16 protein-coding genes are annotated in these 16,517 nt (G+C 54.8%); 11 read left to right on the top strand and 5 right to left on the bottom strand.

Going from position 1 to position 16,517, the window contains the following annotated elements:
• Window positions 1–37: 37 nt before the first annotated feature.
• Together H7849_RS17545 and H7849_RS17540 are read left to right on the top strand one after the other, a co-directional pair.
• Window positions 38–772 carry a hypothetical protein gene (locus H7849_RS17545; protein WP_251106336.1) on the top strand — a complete coding sequence of 245 codons (735 nt, stop codon included), beginning with the start codon at window positions 38–40 and terminating at the stop codon, window positions 770–772.
• 162 nt (window positions 773–934) lie between these two features.
• Entirely contained in the window at window positions 935–1,537 is a 603-nt protein-coding gene (locus tag H7849_RS17540; protein ID WP_186741117.1) for a hypothetical protein, read from the top strand.
• A gap of 454 nt (window positions 1,538–1,991) precedes the next feature.
• Here the strand turns inward: H7849_RS17540 and H7849_RS17535 are convergent, their stop codons facing one another.
• Window positions 1,992–2,744 carry a hypothetical protein gene (locus tag H7849_RS17535; protein ID WP_186741115.1) on the bottom strand — a complete coding sequence of 251 codons (753 nt, stop codon included), beginning with the start codon at window positions 2,742–2,744 and terminating at the stop codon, window positions 1,992–1,994.
• 123 nt (window positions 2,745–2,867) lie between these two features.
• On the opposite strand from H7849_RS17535, the gene H7849_RS17530 reads away from it, so the two are divergent.
• The 4 genes from H7849_RS17530 to H7849_RS17515 all read left to right on the top strand — a co-directional run bounded on the left by H7849_RS17530 (window position 2,868) and on the right by H7849_RS17515 (window position 6,998).
• Entirely contained in the window at window positions 2,868–3,212 is a 345-nt protein-coding gene (locus H7849_RS17530; RefSeq protein ID WP_186741113.1) for a hypothetical protein, read from the top strand.
• A 302-nt stretch (window positions 3,213–3,514) separates the two neighbouring features.
• The gene (locus H7849_RS17525) at window positions 3,515–5,764 is read left to right on the top strand and encodes a sensor histidine kinase (protein ID WP_186741111.1); all 2,250 of its coding nucleotides are present in this window, start codon (window positions 3,515–3,517) and stop codon (window positions 5,762–5,764) included.
• Entirely contained in the window at window positions 5,761–6,402 is a 642-nt protein-coding gene (locus H7849_RS17520) for a response regulator (RefSeq protein WP_186741109.1), read from the top strand. Before H7849_RS17525 ends, H7849_RS17520 begins: the two co-directional genes overlap by 4 nt.
• 239 nt (window positions 6,403–6,641) lie before the next feature.
• Window positions 6,642–6,998, top strand: a complete 357-nt coding sequence (locus H7849_RS17515; protein WP_186741107.1) for a hypothetical protein — start codon at window positions 6,642–6,644, stop codon at window positions 6,996–6,998.
• A gap of 21 nt (window positions 6,999–7,019) precedes the next feature.
• Here H7849_RS17515 and H7849_RS17510 read toward each other — a convergent pair whose 3' ends face one another.
• Window positions 7,020–8,069, bottom strand: a complete 1,050-nt coding sequence (locus H7849_RS17510) for a glucose 1-dehydrogenase (protein WP_186741105.1) — start codon at window positions 8,067–8,069, stop codon at window positions 7,020–7,022.
• A gap of 274 nt (window positions 8,070–8,343) precedes the next feature.
• Here H7849_RS17510 and H7849_RS17505 point away from each other — a divergent pair, with 274 nt between their 5' ends.
• Complete coding sequence (locus H7849_RS17505) at window positions 8,344–8,913, top strand: hypothetical protein (protein ID WP_186741103.1); 570 nt, start codon at window positions 8,344–8,346, stop codon at window positions 8,911–8,913.
• On the opposite strand, the gene H7849_RS17500 is transcribed toward H7849_RS17505, so the two are convergent.
• From H7849_RS17500 to H7849_RS17490, 3 genes are all read right to left on the bottom strand, one after another.
• Window positions 8,910–10,178 (bottom strand): BamA/TamA family outer membrane protein, encoded by a 1,269-nt coding sequence (locus H7849_RS17500; protein ID WP_186741102.1) that lies wholly within the window; start codon window positions 10,176–10,178, stop codon window positions 8,910–8,912. The two genes, H7849_RS17505 and H7849_RS17500, sit on opposite strands and share 4 nt — an antisense overlap.
• A gap of 233 nt (window positions 10,179–10,411) precedes the next feature.
• Complete coding sequence (locus H7849_RS17495; protein ID WP_186741100.1) at window positions 10,412–11,200, bottom strand: LPXTG cell wall anchor domain-containing protein; 789 nt, start codon at window positions 11,198–11,200, stop codon at window positions 10,412–10,414.
• A 100-nt stretch (window positions 11,201–11,300) separates the two neighbouring features.
• Window positions 11,301–11,972 carry a class D sortase gene (locus H7849_RS17490; RefSeq protein WP_186741098.1) on the bottom strand — a complete coding sequence of 224 codons (672 nt, stop codon included), beginning with the start codon at window positions 11,970–11,972 and terminating at the stop codon, window positions 11,301–11,303.
• Window positions 11,973–12,442: 470 nt separating this feature from the next.
• Between H7849_RS17490 and H7849_RS17485 the strand changes: the two genes are divergently transcribed.
• From H7849_RS17485 to H7849_RS17470, 4 genes are all read left to right on the top strand, one after another.
• A complete protein-coding gene (locus tag H7849_RS17485) occupies window positions 12,443–13,291 on the top strand; it encodes a hypothetical protein (RefSeq protein WP_186741096.1) in 849 nt (282 codons plus the stop codon).
• Window positions 13,292–13,458: 167 nt separating this feature from the next.
• The gene (locus H7849_RS17480; protein ID WP_186741094.1) at window positions 13,459–13,854 is read left to right on the top strand and encodes a response regulator; all 396 of its coding nucleotides are present in this window, start codon (window positions 13,459–13,461) and stop codon (window positions 13,852–13,854) included.
• Between the two features lie 132 nt (window positions 13,855–13,986).
• On the top strand, window positions 13,987–15,501 hold the full coding sequence (locus tag H7849_RS17475; protein WP_251106335.1) for a DUF3300 domain-containing protein: 1,515 nt from the start codon (window positions 13,987–13,989) through the stop codon (window positions 15,499–15,501).
• A gap of 77 nt (window positions 15,502–15,578) precedes the next feature.
• A complete protein-coding gene (locus H7849_RS17470; RefSeq protein ID WP_186741092.1) occupies window positions 15,579–16,514 on the top strand; it encodes a DUF2950 domain-containing protein in 936 nt (311 codons plus the stop codon).
• Window positions 16,515–16,517 lie beyond the last annotated feature (3 nt).

Raw genomic sequence — 16,517 nt, 5'->3', positions numbered from 1 at the left:
GGACGAAGCCCGAGATAAATCGTGGAAGGAACGTGATATGAGCAAAAAAAGATCCCAGGGGATCAGCTTCTCACTGATCCTGTGTTGTCTAGCCATTGGCTCAGTACTGACTCGTTCGATGGGCGCTCAGAATCCTGAGATGCAGCAGCGGGTTGCCGATCTAAAAGAGGCCATGGCAAAGAATAAGCAGGCGCTTGCGCAATACAGCTGGAATGAGACTGTCACTATCAGCCTGAAAGGCGAGCAGAAGAAGCAGGAACACTTCCAGGTGCGCCTGGGTCCCGACGGTAAACCGCAAAAGACCTCGCTTGATCCCCCAGCCCAGCCCGCCGCGCAAAGTGGAGGAAGAGGAGGGCGGCTCAAAGAACACGTAGTCGCAAAAAAGAAGGAAGAATACGAAGACTACGCCAACCAAATCAAGGCGTTGATCCAGCAATATGTCCCACCGGATAAGGATGCGATTGAACAAGCCCGGCAGAAGGGCAACATTGCTTTGAGCCCAGAGGCAGGCACGCCGGGACAATACAAGCTGGTGATCTCTAATTACCTCAAGCAGGGCGACAACATGACTCTGGTTGTGGACAAGGCACAGAAGAGTATTGTGAGCTTATCCATTGCGAGCTACTTAAGTGACCCCAAGGATGCGGTCAACGTGACGGTTCAATTCAGCGCTATCCCCGACGGACCGAATCATGTGTCGGCGGAGACCATCGATGGCGTCAGCAAACAGTTGACGATCGCGATCCAGAACAGCAACTACCAGAAGGTTTAATCGACTCCAGTGTCGACTTATCCGGACAGTAGATACTCGAGTTGCGCTCATTCCCCCTTTGCTAACTGACACTTGTGCCAGTTGATGTGCGTCTGGTGACGATATACGGTTTGGCTCCTCGGGACCCAAGGCCACGAATTGGATATCTAAGGAGCGAAAAGTATGTATATACGAAGAATATCTACAAAATTCGTCGCGATAAGCGCAGTGGTGCTGACCGTCATGCTGGCTGGGAGCAGGCCGGCATTTTCAAGAGACAAGTATGAAACGATCGACGCCACGGCGTTCGGCACGGGCACGCAACTGGGCCAGAATATCGGCGTAACATTGAATATCTACGAATTCTCAACACCTGCAGACAGAACAAATCTGGTGCAGGCTTTCGAGAAGGGCCAAAACCAGGGACTGGTTACTGCGCTCCAGAAGATGCGAGCCGTAGGGCACATCGAGATCACTGGCACGTTGGGCTTTGATTGCGCCTACATTGCGATGACTCCGACACCGAACGGCCGACGGATCGTCTTTGCCACCAATCGACAGATCAGGTTTGGTGAGGCCTGGACGGATAGCCAAACGATGTCGTACGACCTCACTGCCGGCGTACTAGAGCTTAACGATCAGGATAAGAGCAAGAGCACAGGGCTTCTCTACCCATTGGCGCAACTGATTCTTGACAAAGAAGGCAAGCTGCAATTGGACCTCAATCAGAATCCCTGGAAACTGCAGGACATTATCGATTGGAAAGGCACGGCTGGGGTCAACTAACCCGCGCCTGCCTGCGGCTACCCTTTCATCCGGACTTAGGAAACAAGGGTTCAACAGCTTTCAATAGCCGGGGTAGTTTTGACTATCCAAGCGAGGTACGTTATGAGGTTCCTTCGACATTTTGCTATCCGATGCACTTTGCTCGCGATAGCGCTTGTCCTGTTCGCCGAGGCAACCAAGGCGCAGGATAAAAAAAGTGAGTATGCCTGCTCGGAGCCGAATCCCGCATCGGTTTGCACTGCCAGCAATACATGCGGATCGGCTTCAGAGCCCTGCTCTGTTGATGTCAAGCGCACTGCGGACTCCGCTTCGGCGACTCCCAGCATCCAGGACGCAAAGGGAAACTCAACCTTCTGCGTGAAGGCGGGTACGGCGGTGGTCTGGAAGAGCGACACGAGGCATCAGGGCTTTATCGTTGACATGGGGCCGAAGACACCGTTCTCGACTGACGACATTATCGGTGGCTCGGACAAGTCCGTGACTCTGGTGGCCAAGACTCCGGGCTGCTACAAGTACTCCGTTGGAGCTTGTCTTTCTGGTGCGATTTACGGGATGTGCGGAAACAGCACGGCGGAGCTTGTTGTGGTCGAGTAGCGATTTGATGACTCGGATCTGCGACGGCAAGGACTTTTGGGAGCAGGAAGGTCTTTGTTTGCTCGGCTGACTCGGGGGCATCTACTGTTTCTGCATTCAGCCTGGCCTCTTCTGCTTTTCGGGCGCTCAGTTCTTCGGCTTGACGGAGAAGGATTTCGCCGAGGCTGGGTGGGCGTTTTCTGGCGGCGGCTTCTTCCGGTTCGGGGCTCTGTTTTTCCGGTCCGATGAGGGTGCCGTCTGCGTGTTCGTGGGCTTCGCGAACCGTCTGCTCGATCGGTGCTGCTTCTTTCGCGGCCATGGCGGCGCGGTGGCGGTTGTTTTGCGAGGCCACCTGCAGGCCATAGATGAGGATGCGGGCGCGGCGGGAGTCGATGCGGTTGGCGGCTAATGCCAGGACGACGTCGGAGATGGCGAGCTGGATGGCGTCGGCGTCTTCGAGTGGCGAGAGGTTGAGGGTGGTCTCTTTGGGTTCGGTGTAGGGCTCGTAGGGCTGGTTCGCGGGCGATGGGCGGCGGCGGGTCTTGTGGTGGAAGTAGCAGAAGTCCTCGGCCTTGAGGGCGGGTGACTGGCATTTGCGTCCGCTGGTGAAGATGTGTCGGCACTCGTTGTACATTGGGTTTGGTCCCCCCTATATTTTTCGTAAATTCTTCTTTTTGCTGCTGGTTAGGGTGCGTTCTGCGCGGTCTTTTTTACCCGATTCCTGAGAGCGTGTTTATTGGGGCGATGGTGTCATCCCATGTCTTTTCAAGACATGGGGCACCCGGATTTCTGGATTGAGGCCGGTGAATCCAGCAATGTGCGTCTCGCACACGTCGTTCAGATTCTTTCTCCCGTTGGTCGTCAGAATGACGGCTTAATTAGAGTTGCTGTTTTCACAGCGGGAAGACGTGAGATTGAGGTTCCCCAAAAACACGAAAGCCCGCCGGGTCTCGGCGGGCTTTTTTCTCTCTATATCCAGTTTAGCAATTTTGACGGTAATAGTACGCCAGTTTGGCTTCGCTTTTTTCGCTTTGGAATGTGCCGGTTAGAAGATTTCTGTGCCGGAGGGGGCTTGACAAGAATTTCAGGGGATCAGGATTGAACGCAAATTGATCAGAAAACAAGGGCTTTGTTATCGAAGTCTGGCAATCCTAAGGTGTTTTGTCACTCGTTACGCGCACCCTTTTAGCGACAAAATGTAACAAGGGCGACAGGAAACTACTACCAGCCCGCACCCGCGAAGCGCTACAATCCTGTTGCATTCCATTCGGCAGTTCTTTAGCTATGGCAGTTCTGTAGAGTATTCAGGCTAATCCAGACTGGCCCGGGCCCCGAACGAATAAAAAACAAGAGCTGGTCTGGCGCAGCGATTGCGGCAACCCCACTTGATCTGAGCAAGAGGCTATGGGGACCATTCGAGGCAAAACGCTGTTCGATACCTTTCGGGAGTTTGGCGTTCGAGCACCCTGCACGTGTGCCTGGGTTGCTGCCCTTGGCATTCTGTTCTGGGTGGTCATGGGTGCTTGTGCGCCGGCGCAGACAAACGCCAAAAATGTGCTGGTCGTCTTCAGCACCTTTGAGCGCGACCCTTTACCGCTGCAATTGATTGAATCCTCGGCGCGGGCTCGTGTTCAGGGCCCGGTTAACTTTTCTGTCGCATATTTGGATTACCGGCGCTTGGACGATAACTTCTATCGCGAAAGCCTGGCGGAGACCTTTCGCCGTGAGTTCAGGGACGTGAAACCGGACGTTCTGATTGCGGCTTCAATTGAGGCGATTCACTTCGTTATGCAATACCGTAACAAGATGTTCCCCGGAGTGCCCATTGTCTTCTTCGGAGTCAGTGCGAGCGAACTGGAAGGGCAGACGATGTTGCCCGATGAGACTGGGGTGACCGCTTCTCCTGCTATTCGACAGACAATCGATCTTGCGCTTCGCCTTGATCCAGATACAAAAGCGGTGGTCATCATATCGGACATACCGAGCAAGAATGAAAAGTACTGGGTGGGCGTCACGCATTCCGAGCTTCTTCGTCATCAGGACAAGGTGAAGGAGATCGATATTATCGGCCCTCCAAGCCGGGAGATGCTTGAGAAGATTGCCGCCCTTCCTCCCCATACAGTAGCCCTCTTCCAACTCGCGCCGGCAAATTCCACTGAGCCAACGATCGGAGCTTATGACGTGCTGTCTGCGACGGCACGACGCATGCCCACCTATTCTGCCTGGGACACTCTTTGTTTGAACTATGGGTGCATTGGCGGCGCCTACCGCGATTGGAAGAAGGACGATCTGTTGACGGGAGACATCGCAGGGAGATTGCTGGCAGGCGAGCGGGCAGAAAACATTCCGCCCGTAGACACGACTAATTCTCAAATCCAGGTGGACTGGCGTGCGCTTCAGCGCTGGCATATCCCGGAGTCGGCGCTGCCGGCGGGTAGTGTGGTCCTGTATCGGGAACCTACGTTTTGGGAACAACATCGACAGGTTCTGATTGTCGTTATCGTATTGATCGCCGTTCTGGCGCTTCTGATTGTTGGGCTGCTGTGGCAGCGAGCGCGCAAGCGGAAGGCGGAAGCGGTGCTGCGGGAGAGCGAGGAACGCTTCCGCGTGATGGCCGATAGTACGCCATCGCTGGTCTGGATGTGCGACCCGCGTGGCAAGATCACATATCTGAATGAACGGCGTATGGCGTTTACCGGCCCGGATCTCAAGGCGGGCTATGGCGACTCGTGGGCTGCGTATGTTCATCCGGATGATGTGAAGGGCATTCTCGACAGGCTCGCGCAGGCGCTCAAAGACCGGCAACCGTTTTCGATGGAATACCGGCTGCGGCGCAGCGATGGAGTCCATCGGCGGATGTTTGACGTTGTCTCGCCAAGAATGAATGGGGATGGATCGTTTGCCGGGTTTATCGGTTCGGCCATCGATGTAACGGACCAGAAGCTGGCTCAGCAGGCACTGGAAAAGGTGAGCGGTCAACTGATTGAGGCGCAGGAGAACGAGCGCAGCCGCATTGCCAGAGATCTGCATGACGATATTTGCCAGAGGCTGGCGCTGCTCTCGATGGAGATTGAGCAGGCGAATCGCAGTCCGAACGGGCCGGCGAAGAGCCTGGAGGAGATTCGGAAACACTGTTCTGAAATTGCAGGCGATGTTCAATCGCTATCCCATGAACTGCACTCATCGAAACTCGATTATCTCGGCGTGGTAGCTGCGATCAGGGGCTTCTGCAGCGAGTTTTCCAAACAGCACAAGGTGAGCATTGCGTTTACGGACAGCAATGTGCCCGGGCATCTGTCCAAAGATGTTTCCTTATGCCTCTTCCGCGTTACTCAAGAAGCGTTGCACAATGCGGTGAAATATAGCGGGACGAAGCAGTTCACAGTAAGGATCAGCGGGACTGCCGACGAGGTGCAGCTTGAGGTTCGCGATGCGGGCACCGGCTTCGACGTGGCAGAAGCGAAGAAGAGCCGAGGATTGGGACTTGTGAGCATGCAGGAACGGGTGCATCTGGTGCACGGCAGGCTCTCTGTCGAGTCGCAGATTGGGATGGGTACAAAAGTTCTTGTTGTAGTGCCCTTTGGCGTTGAGAATGGATCGGCCGCAGAAGGCGACCTATCGGAAGAGATTGCAGGAGTGACAGGGCTGCTATGAGGCGAACAACCATTTTGCTGGCGGATGACCACATGATGTTTTGTGCCGGGATGCAGAAACTGCTTGAGCCTGTATTTGAGGTGATTGGTTGTGTTCAGGATGGCCGCGCTTTGATCAAAACAGCCGTGGAGAAGAACCCCGATCTCGTGCTGGTGGACGTGGGAATGCCTTTGCTGAATGGGCTCGATGCCGGGCGAGAGCTGAAGAAGCTGATGCCTCGGGTAAAACTCATCTTCCTTACGATGAATCCCGATGCGGAAATTGCGAGCGAGGCATTTCGGATCGGAGCCTCCGGTTACCTGCTGAAGAATTCACCGGGTGAGGAACTTCTGCAGGCCGTCCATAACGTAATCCGCGGAACTTCCTATGTCACGCCGCAAATAAGGCATGCGATGGAGGAGATGTTCGTTCGCGATCCGATGTCGCTCAATCGCCCCAAGGCGCTGACCGACCGACAGCGGGAAGTGCTGCAGATGCTTGCGGAGGGCCAATCGATGAAGGAGATCGCCTACATTCTCCAGATATCGCGCAGGACCGTGCGTTTTCATAAGTACAAGATCATGGAGGAATTGGGAATCAAAACAAATTCGGAGCTGGTGCAATACGCCATCAAGCACTCGGTCATTTCTCCGCCATAAATGAGTAAGTCTCCAGCAAAGAAGTTAGATCGTGATCTAGCAGCAAGCCGCTTGATCCTTTCATACCTCTTACCATCTTCAGATTTAGAGCATTCCAAAAAAAATCAGCTGCGACTTCCCCTTCCTTGCCCTGGCGCCATGAGGTGTGCGTCGGCACTTTTCAACTCGCCTCATTTGTGATGAACTAGCAAACAATGAAAACAGTTCCCGTAAGGGGCAGTACGAAAAGGAGAATGCCGATGAAGTTACGATTGAGCTATCACACAGCACTGCTGGTTGCCATCGCTGTTGTTCTCACTCTTGGCTGGGCGCAGACACAGACAATGTCCGCACAGGATGACGTCTTTCATATTGTGAAGGGCGTGGTCAAGCATGTCGACAAGGATACAAAGACGATGGTGGTTAAGGCCGGCGACGGCACAGAACATACGATCAAGTGGACCGACAAGACTACCGTGGAAGGCGGCAAGGATATCGGCGATGGCATTAAGGAAGGCAGCAAAGTTTCGGTGAAGTACACCGAAAAGGCCGGCGAGAAGACCGCCGTCGGAGTGAAGGACGCCGGCAAGGCTACTGCAAAGGCAGTCAATAATTAGATTAAGCTTCCTGCGATTTGTTCAGGCCTCCGCGAACTGAACGATGACTTTAATGTCTTCTGAAGTTCGCGTCAAGGCCTTGGCAAAGTCTGCCGGACGTTCGCATCGTGTTACGAGTTGCGCGAGCCATGAGCGGTCGGCGCGCGCCAGCGCCTCGCCAGCCTTGTACCAATGCCGCTTATTGGCGTTCACGCTTCCCACGACGACATTGTTGCGCAGTACCACATGAGCTGCCACATCGGCGATGTGCATCTGGCCAATGACGCCGCCACCACCAACACCAGTAAGGCAGATGACTCCACCCGACGCAACCGCTCCGATCGTGTCTTTTATGACTTTCCCGACGCCGGTGCACTCGATGATGACATCCGGCTCGAAGCCGAGGTCCGCAATTGTGCCGGTGTGATAGGTTGCTCCGAGTGCGCGAACCAGTTGGGGCTTCGGACCTGAATCCGCAATGTCGATCACGTGGACGTCGAGTCCGCGCTGTTTGCCGAGCAGCGCCGCCAAGAGACCGATTGGCCCTGCACCTGTTATCAACACCGTCCTTGGTTCCCAGAAGGACCGCTGCCCGACGGCGACGACCTGTTCCCACGCCTTCGCCACCACCGTCGTAGGTTCGAGTAACACACCGAGCAGCCCGAGAGAGCGGTCAACCTTCATTGCAAAATGGGGCTCGATCCGCCAGCGCTCCGACATGAAGCCGTTGATCTCTTTAATGCCACGTTCCGTGTATTGGCCGTTGCGACACATGTCCCACTCACCCACCGCGCAGTTCGGACAGGGCACGGGATCAGGGCGGCGTACGATGCCGACTACATGATCGCCCTTCTTCAGCGCGGTGGACGTGCCTGGATCGACGACTCGACCAAGCGACTCATGACCGAGCACCAGTCTTTCTTTGCCGGGAGGAGCCCAGCCATATTTTCCTTCGACGATCTCGACATCGGTTCCGCACACTCCAACAGCTAAGGCTTCTACGAGGACGGCGCCCTCGCGCTCATCTGGTTCGGGAATATCCTCAAGCTGGGCGCTTCCGGGAGTCATCGGTCTAACGGTAATCGCCTTCATTTTGCCATCCTTTTATTCGTCCCGGTTTTCGCAGGACAGCCGAATCCGCGCAAAACGTTGAATGCCAGTGAGCTGCTGCCTTTATGGGCGAGAGTTCATGCAGAGATGCTGGACTCAGTACTCGCAACGAGCAACTGTCAAACGTGACAGCATGACGGCAGAGGAGTATAGGTGGCGGTGTGATGGATCGATCGCTTTACAACGCGAGAGGTCGCTTTTTATTGACTTGCAATCTTCCTTGGATACACTCTGAACTTAGTCGAGGAATTCTGACATGGTGGATGTAAGCCTTCAAATTCCGCGTCAGCGCGACTTGAAAGAGAGAGCCTCTGAAGAATTCAAGCGCTTCATCGTAATCTTCCTTTACCTGTGGGTCGTGTTTGGGCTGCTTTCGATCCACAAGAGTCTTGTCCTGTCACAGCGACATTTGGATTACGAAGAGCACACTTTTGCAATTATCAACGCGTTCGTTTTCGCCAAGGTCCTCTTGACCGGTGAACATCTTCACTTCGGTACTCGGTTTAGTGGCAAGCCGCTCATCTACCCGATCCTCCATAAGTGCTTCGTCTTCACGGTTTTACTCATCTCCTTTCACATCGTAGAAAGTGTGGTGGTGGGAGTCTGGCATGGAGATACCATTCGAAACAGCATTCCACCGATGCTTGGGTGGAACCCCAGGGGGCTGCTTGGAGTGGGTATCATGTGCTTCGTGTTGCTGTTGCCGTTCTTTGGATTCAGAGAGATTGCACGAGTGATGGGCCACAGGGAGATGCGGGCTCTCCTATTTGGTCGAGGGGATCACGGCAGCGAATCAGACGGGCCAACGGTCGCAAGACCGAGCTAGAAAGCTTCGCCCACGCCCACGCCCCATGTGAAATTGTCTTTACCCCAGGCGAAATCTGTTCGCAGATTGACGTGATACTTCTTGCTCAACATGTAGCGAATACCTGTTCCGCCTGCGGGGAGCAGATGGTTCGCTCGAAAGAACTGATCTGAGCCCGGAGCGACTGCGCCAACACCGCCAAAGCCAACCAGGCCGAACTTCCATGGCAGAACCAGCCGATATTCGAGCTGGGTGGCAAACATATAGTGATCCAGATACCGACCGGCGGTGTAGCCGCGAAGCTCATTGCTCGCACCATAGATGCAGTTGCCATAGAACGGCGGCGTGCCGCCTGTGCCGCACCAATAGAGGTTGTAGGCGAGGACCTGCTTGTCGGGGAGGCTCAGATATTTGTTGAAGGTGAACTTGTAGGACTGAAAGGAATATTTGCTGCCGAGATCCTGCGCGAAGAAGTCGCCAGTGAAGTCGATCACACTGCCCTTTAAGGGATAAAAGCGATTTGGACGCGAATCACGCCACACTTCCATGCCCAACGCGCGGAGATCTGTATGCAAGCCGATGTCTGGCGGGATCGGTGGAATTTTTTCGGAGGTTGGCTTGAGCGTGATAAACGAGCTTCCGGTGGTGAAGCGCCCACCGACATAAAAATCCCAAGGGATTCTGCGGAGGAGCTTGATGAAGAATATCTGGCCAGATTGCTCCAAGGGCAATTTGAGACCCGCATTTCCATTCACGAATCCCTCGCCGTATAGGTTGTACTCGAGGTTTCCGTGCGCGTAGACGGACTCAAGCTCATAGCGCGCTTTGTCGAGATAGAGATCCGCACCTATGCCGAAGCCACGGCTGCCATCGTTGGTGATCAAGCCACCTGCGCCAATAACCGATGGTTCTATTCCCCGGTCCTTTGCCGGAATGGGGGTAATGTAGCCGAGAATGGGTATGATTCCAGCTCCCAGCGCAGGGCTCACAAGCGGCAGCGGAGCGATGACGAATGATCCGGCATGATCGGACTTTTTTTCCTTTTTCTTTTTCTCCTTTTTCGTTTCTTCGTTCGTTTCAGATTTCTCTTCTGCTTTTGTTTCAGTTGAGGGGGTGGATGAGGATTGTCGGGTGGAATCTTGCGGAGCCTGCGATTCCTTGCTGGAGGGTTGATTGGTCGGCAGATTGGCCCCGGCGGAGGCCAAGTTCACAAAGCAAAGGCATGTTCCCATGCAGAGAAGGAGAATGACGGCCCGAAGTGTCCGAAAATCTCCTGAGGCTTTCATTTCGCTCCCCGCAATCGCAAAGCTCAGAGGTGTAATTCTTCTGAAGCGTCATGGTCTTCGATAGAGGTCCCTGTTAACGGGCCCGGCTGAGTGATCAACGACTGGCAAAGGGGTGGGTCACGGGCTGATATGCTCGGTCGCTTTGCCACAGATAACGCCGGTGGGAAAAAAGGGCCTGCCTTACTTTGCCTCTGTTCAAAGACGTGAAAGCAGGCCCGGTCGCCATGCAAAAACTAAACGTCTTTACGAAACAGTCTCAGTCCAAGCCCCGACAATAGGGTCAAGACTCCGAGGAGACCGAAGAGAGGCAATTCAGTTCCCGTCTTGGGCAACGTTGCCGGCGCAGCCTCCGCGACGGCAGGAGCCGGCGCGGCTGGCGTGACCGGCTCAGCTACAACTATGAGGATGGGAACATCTGCCGGTGGTGGCGGAGGAGGCGGTGGCATTGTGCCCGTCAGCTTCGCTTGTTGCGTCACTACGGTCTGCGGCTCTTCGACAACCTGAGTTGCGGAGACGGTCATTCCCTTCTTCAACCCCCATGCATCCGTCTGTTGCCCGTTTACATCGAATTTCTGACCTTTGGGAATTTTGAATTGTTGGTTCTTTCCGTCTGCCATGGTCAGGATCACTGAGTTCGGGGGCTGCACGTAGAACACCGTGCCCGTCACGCTCTTCGTCGTGGTAACAACCTTGGGTGTTGTGGTTGTAGTGATCGTTTTATGGAGGGTCATGCCCACTTTCAGGTCGTGGATGCCAAGCTCCTTCCCATCCACCTCGACACGGGCGCTCTCCGGCACGTTGTTGAAATGCCGGAGCGTGCCGTCCGCCATCTTTACCACCAGGTCGTTCCCGCTGACGTAGACGACCTGCGCACTTTCAACCTTCACTGCCTTGGAGGCTGTTCCAGCTGTGGTATTGGTTTCGGTTTGCACTTGTGCGTTTGCGCTTGCGGCAAAGGTCAGGCAAACGGCCCCCACCGTGAGCACAAAGCACCGCGACGTCCATGTATTTTTTCGGTTCATTGTGTACTCTCCTTTTTTGGCTTTCGGAACTATGGAGCCGGAGCCCGTAGCGCCGCATGTTTAAACATCTGTTTGTGTTGCATCCGTATTTGTTTGTCCTTCAAAACTCTGCATCTTCACTCCTGGGCTGTGCCTCTGCATCTGGCCCTAGAAGCGATGCCTGAACGATGTATCGTTGAGGAGCGCTGCCGATGAAGTAAAAGGGATAGCAAGTAACGAGGGTCACAGAAGAACGCGAGCGCGGAGCCAGCACTGAGACATCGGTGGGATTGACGATGGTGATCTGATCAATCACATAGGTGGTGGTCTCCTTCTGTGTCAGGATCTCGATCTTGTCTCCGGTTACGACATCCTTTAGTTCTCGAAAGAAACCATCTCGATGCCCAGCGATCCCGATATTGCCGTTCTCTCCTGGCGCCGTCGTGCCCGCGATGTGTCCCACTGCCCGGTTCAGGGTGAGATCATCGGTTCCCTCCAGAACCGGGACCTCCAGATGAATCCTGGGAATACGGAGAAGCGCGACGGCAGGTTGAAAATGAGAAGCCAAACTTTCCTGATACGCACGAATGCGTTTTTCTGACCAAAGACTGAAATCGGGCGATTTATTTGCGGAAGCTCCACCATTCAATTCCTGCGCCAGCAATTGCTGACTCTTGAATTTCTCGATCTCCATTCGCGAAAGAACGAATCCGTGAATACGGGCTAAGGCATAGATGAAGAGGATCAGTGCACCGAACGTAATCAACAGGCGTTCAAGCGTCTTCTTCTTCATCGTCGTTTTACCTACATCCGCGGGATCAGCGTGGACCCCGAAGTGCTGTGGGCATGAAGCCTGAAGCTCTTCGGATGTGAAAACTGTATGTTCGCGAAGGCACTGGCGAAACTGTCACTACTGACAGTCCTTCCCAAATCTATGGTTCCAGCTATGGCGTGGCAGATGAGACAGGACTTAAATGAGAATTTCTCGATCGCACCTGTCTGAAGTGACAGTTATCGCCGGCCCAATTCCGTAGTGAAGTAGCTAACTGTTCGCCGATCGATGCGACGTGCACCCGCACGGAACGCGCGGTTGATCTGCTACCGGAGCTAATGACCTCCCTCAAGTGCCGGACCGGAAAAGCAGACCACCGCAGAACGATTGGCCGAACGCGCAGAAGAGGAGCGTACCAAATTTGCGCGCTCCTCCTTCTGTGCGGACAAGGAGTCTCTTGTGCTGAGATCCAACTCCCTGCGAGGCGCGAAATGACACGAGCCAGTCGGGAAGGACGAGTGAAATCAGGCTTGAGGGTGTTGACTCTTCTGCTGCTCGTTACAACAGGTTCAGCTTTCTTACATGCTCAAAGCGACGAAGAGTTCGATTCCTATAAAGCTCGCATCAGCGCCTTCTTGTTCTACTCAAACCCTTCGGGGAATATTCAGGGAAGCAGTGATGCTAATGCCGTCGACCTTAACAAGGATTTGGGGTTCAACAGCTACTCAACCTTTAGCGGAAAAGTGGACTGGAAGTTTACCCACAAGAATCATTTCTACCTTGTAGGAGCCAACTACAATCACTCGAAGGAGAAGGTTCTCGCGAGAACCATCGAATTTCAGGGCCAGACCTTCAACGCGGGTGCAACCGTAGACGCGGAGCTCAATGCTCCTGAGATTGCGCCGGGCTATCAATACGACATCATTCGGCGCAAGCGCGGACATCTCGGAATTGGCGTTCAGATTGATCTATTCAATGTCTCGTCGAGCATCAGCGCGGCAGCCCATGTAACAGGTGAGGGTGTACAACAGGCCGCGGTTACGGCCAAGGCGTCGCTGTTGGCTCCGATTCCGGTCGCAGGTCCTGACTTTCGCTTCTATCTGACGGATTCACCTCGTCTCTTCGTGGAGGGACAGGTGAATGGCATGTATTTCTTCGGCTACGGAAACTTCGTATCTACTGCTGATGGTATTGGCTTCACGATCTCAAAGCACTTAAGCCTCGACGCGGGATATCAGCTGGGATCGCGACTGGTGGTGAAAAACAGTCCCAGTAGTAACCGGGTCGGTCTCCGTTTAACTCAGAGTGGCGCAATTGTCGGAATTGAAGCTTCGTTTTAGTGACCGGATGCTTCGCACTGATCTTCGTCGTTGGTTGAGTGGCTCCGTTCGCAGCTCCGGTTCGGGATGGCTTTGCGCCACATTGACGCCTGAAGGCTCTTACTACTGTCCACACTGACAGTAGCGGGGCCCGCTGCTCACGACAAGAATGCTCATTGTGTGGTGTTATGGGTAAGATTCGAGTGTTGCTTGCGGATGATCATGAGGCGATTCTGGATCGGGTTCGCGCGGTGCTCGGCGAGGAATTTGACATCGTAGGCACAGTGAACAACGGCCGAGACGCTCTGGGGGAAGTGCGACGTCTCGATCCCGATGTACTCGTTCTGGACATATCCATGCCCGGTCTCAACGGACTACAAACCGCCAACGAACTGAAATTGGCCCAGAACCGAACTAAAGTCGTGTTTCTAACTGTTCATGAAGACCCGGATTTCGTTGCCGCCGCATTCTCCGCCGGCGCTTCCGCTTACGTTGTTAAATCAGACGTTACCACTGATCTAGTTCCGGCCATTCGTGACGTCCTGGACGGACACAAATATATTTCGCAGTCGATATCTTCATAGTTTCCAACCTATCCCACGAAAGCTGTTCGGTACTGTCACATCTGCCAGTAGAAACGCATACCTCAGTTCGATAGCTTAAATGACGCCTCGCAAAGCTGCGATTGCTTTGCTGCTGAATCGAGAAGTCGAGCGATGGGTACTTCCTTGTTGCAACAGAGGATGCGAAGGAGCGATGCCGATGCTCCATCCTTCAGTGCGTACATCGAGGGCAAGATGAAGATGATCCTGGTTAAGTTGAAAAAGACTTTGGTCTATCTGCTGGCTTGCCTTCTGGTCTTCGCGACTATTCCGAAGGACGATGCGTGGTCGCAGGAACCCCCACCGCCGCCAGCGCAAAACGGGGGTTCTTCATCGTACTCGGGGCAAGGCGCGCCTCTATCGGCGAATGACCTGCAGCAATTAGTTGCGCCGATTGCGCTGTATCCGGACGCTCTGGTTGCGCAGATTCTTGGCGCCGCGACTTTTCCGGATCAGGTTGCATACGCTGACGACTGGCTTCAGCAAAATAAGAATCTCACCGGCTCGGCTCTCATGCAGGCCGTGGATGGCCAGCCGTGGGATCCCAGTGTGAAGGCACTTACGCAGTTTCCCTCGGTGATGGACAACCTGGCGAAGAACCTCAGCTGGACTTCCTCACTGGGTGAGGCATATCACAATCAGGCGGCGGATGTGATGACGGCGGTTCAGACTCTGCGTGCCCAGGCAAAGGCTGCGGGCAATCTGAATTCGGGCTCACAGATTACGGTTGTGCAGCAGTCGCCGCAAACGATCGTGATTCAGCCGACCAATCCGCAGGTGGTATACGTTCCGCAATATAATCCCACGGTCGTCTACGGCACTCCCTATGCGACACCGGGTTACAGCACGGCGGCCGTGGTGACGACCGGACTGCTTGCCTTTGGGGCGGGCATCGCGCTGGGTGCGGCGATGAATAACAGTTGCTGCGGGTGGGGCTATAGCTCCTGGAACTGTAACTGGCACGGTGGCGCCGTGGTTTACGGGGGCGGCGCGTACTACGGCAACAATGCATGGCACGGCGGCTATTACGGCTCAAGCGCGACTGCTTATGGCCCGAACGGCGTCGCGCGAGCAGGCAATGCCTACAATCCATCCACCGGAACGTATGCGCGAGGCGGATCCGTTTCAACGCCCTACGGAAAGACGGCAGCCGGCCAGGCGTACAACCCAAACACCGGCGCCTACGCCGCAACCCACCAAACTTCCAACGCCTACGGGAACTATGGGAGCTCGGTTTACTCAAAGAACGGCAATACCGCGTACACCCAGCATCAGACCACTGCTCAAGGCTCGGTGGGAACAGTACAAACTTCCAACGGTGGCAAGGGAATAGCAGGGTCGAACGCGAACGGCAACTATGCTGCGGGCCAAACTGCAAACGGCAACAAGTATGCGACTGCGAACGGCAACGCTTACAGGAACACGGGAAGCGGCTGGCAGAAAGACTCGAACGGAAGCTGGAACAACGTCGAGAAGCCTAGTTCGAGTTCAGCGAATGGCTGGGGACAGCGAGAAGGCGGCGGATCGTCGGCCTGGGGTGGAGGCGGAGGTGGATGGCAAGCCCGGTCTGAGAGTGCTCGCGGCGCGGAAAGCCGTGGCGGCGGTGGGGGATGGGGCGGTCGCAGGTAGTTCACTGCGGGATGAATGGGTAACTTCTGTAAGCGGCGTTGATGAGGAGCCTTGCCGCTGTACTTCCGGAGGATGCGATGTCGCTTAAACACTGCAGGGTCTCGCTCAAGGCATGGTTACTGCTCCTGACGCTTGTCCTTCCGCTGACCGCTTGCAAATCGAACAAACCATCGATCAGCACCTTTGCCACGCCCGACGACGCGGGCAATGCGCTCGTGGCAGCGGCAAAGTCGGGCGACCAAAGCGCGCTGCCGGCGATTTTAGGTCCGGACTCGAAAGAGGTCGTCTCCTCTGGCGATGCAGTGCAGGACAAGAACACCGCCGCAGCTTTTGTGAGGGAATATGATGTGATGCACCGCTGGCGCAAGATGCCGGATGGCTCGCAGATTCTTCTAGTCGGCTACGATAATTTCCCGTTCCCAATCCCGCTGAAGAAAAACGCCAGCGGCCAGTGGTTCTTCGATACAGCGGCTGGAAAAGAAGAGATTCTCAATCGCCGTGTTGGCCGGAATGAGTTGGCGGTCATCGACGTTTGTGAAGCGGCGGCGAATGCTCAGGCTGAGTACTTCTCACAACTTCATGATGGCGCGACAAGGAAACAATACGCTGAGAAGTTCATCAGCGATCCTGGCAAGCATAACGGCTTGTACTGGGAATCTCCGGAAGGTCAGCCCAAGAGCCCGCTCGGACCGCTGGCAGCGTTTGCAAGCGCCGAAGGATATAGTGTCAAGTCCAATGCGCACACACCTTTCCATGGTTACTACTTCCGCATGCTGAAGGGGCAAACCGGCGATACTCCGGGGGGTGCGAAAGAGTATGTGATCAACGGGCAAATGACTAATGGATTTGCATTCGTTGCCTATCCGGCAGAATACGGTAACTCGGGCGTGATGACCTTCATGATCAACCAGGATGGCGTGCTGTTGCAAAAGGATCTGGGGAACACAACGACGGCAACCGCAACCGCAATGACGGAGTTCAGCCCCGATAAAAGCTGGGTAATTGTGGATTGAGTT

The sequence above is a fragment of the Alloacidobacterium dinghuense genome, assembly GCF_014274465.1.
In the GTDB taxonomy this organism is placed as follows: Bacteria; Acidobacteriota; Terriglobia; order Terriglobales; family Acidobacteriaceae; genus Alloacidobacterium; species Alloacidobacterium dinghuense.
Note: the sequence above shows the minus strand (reverse complement) of the source record. Positions and strands in the feature narration are given on the sequence as shown.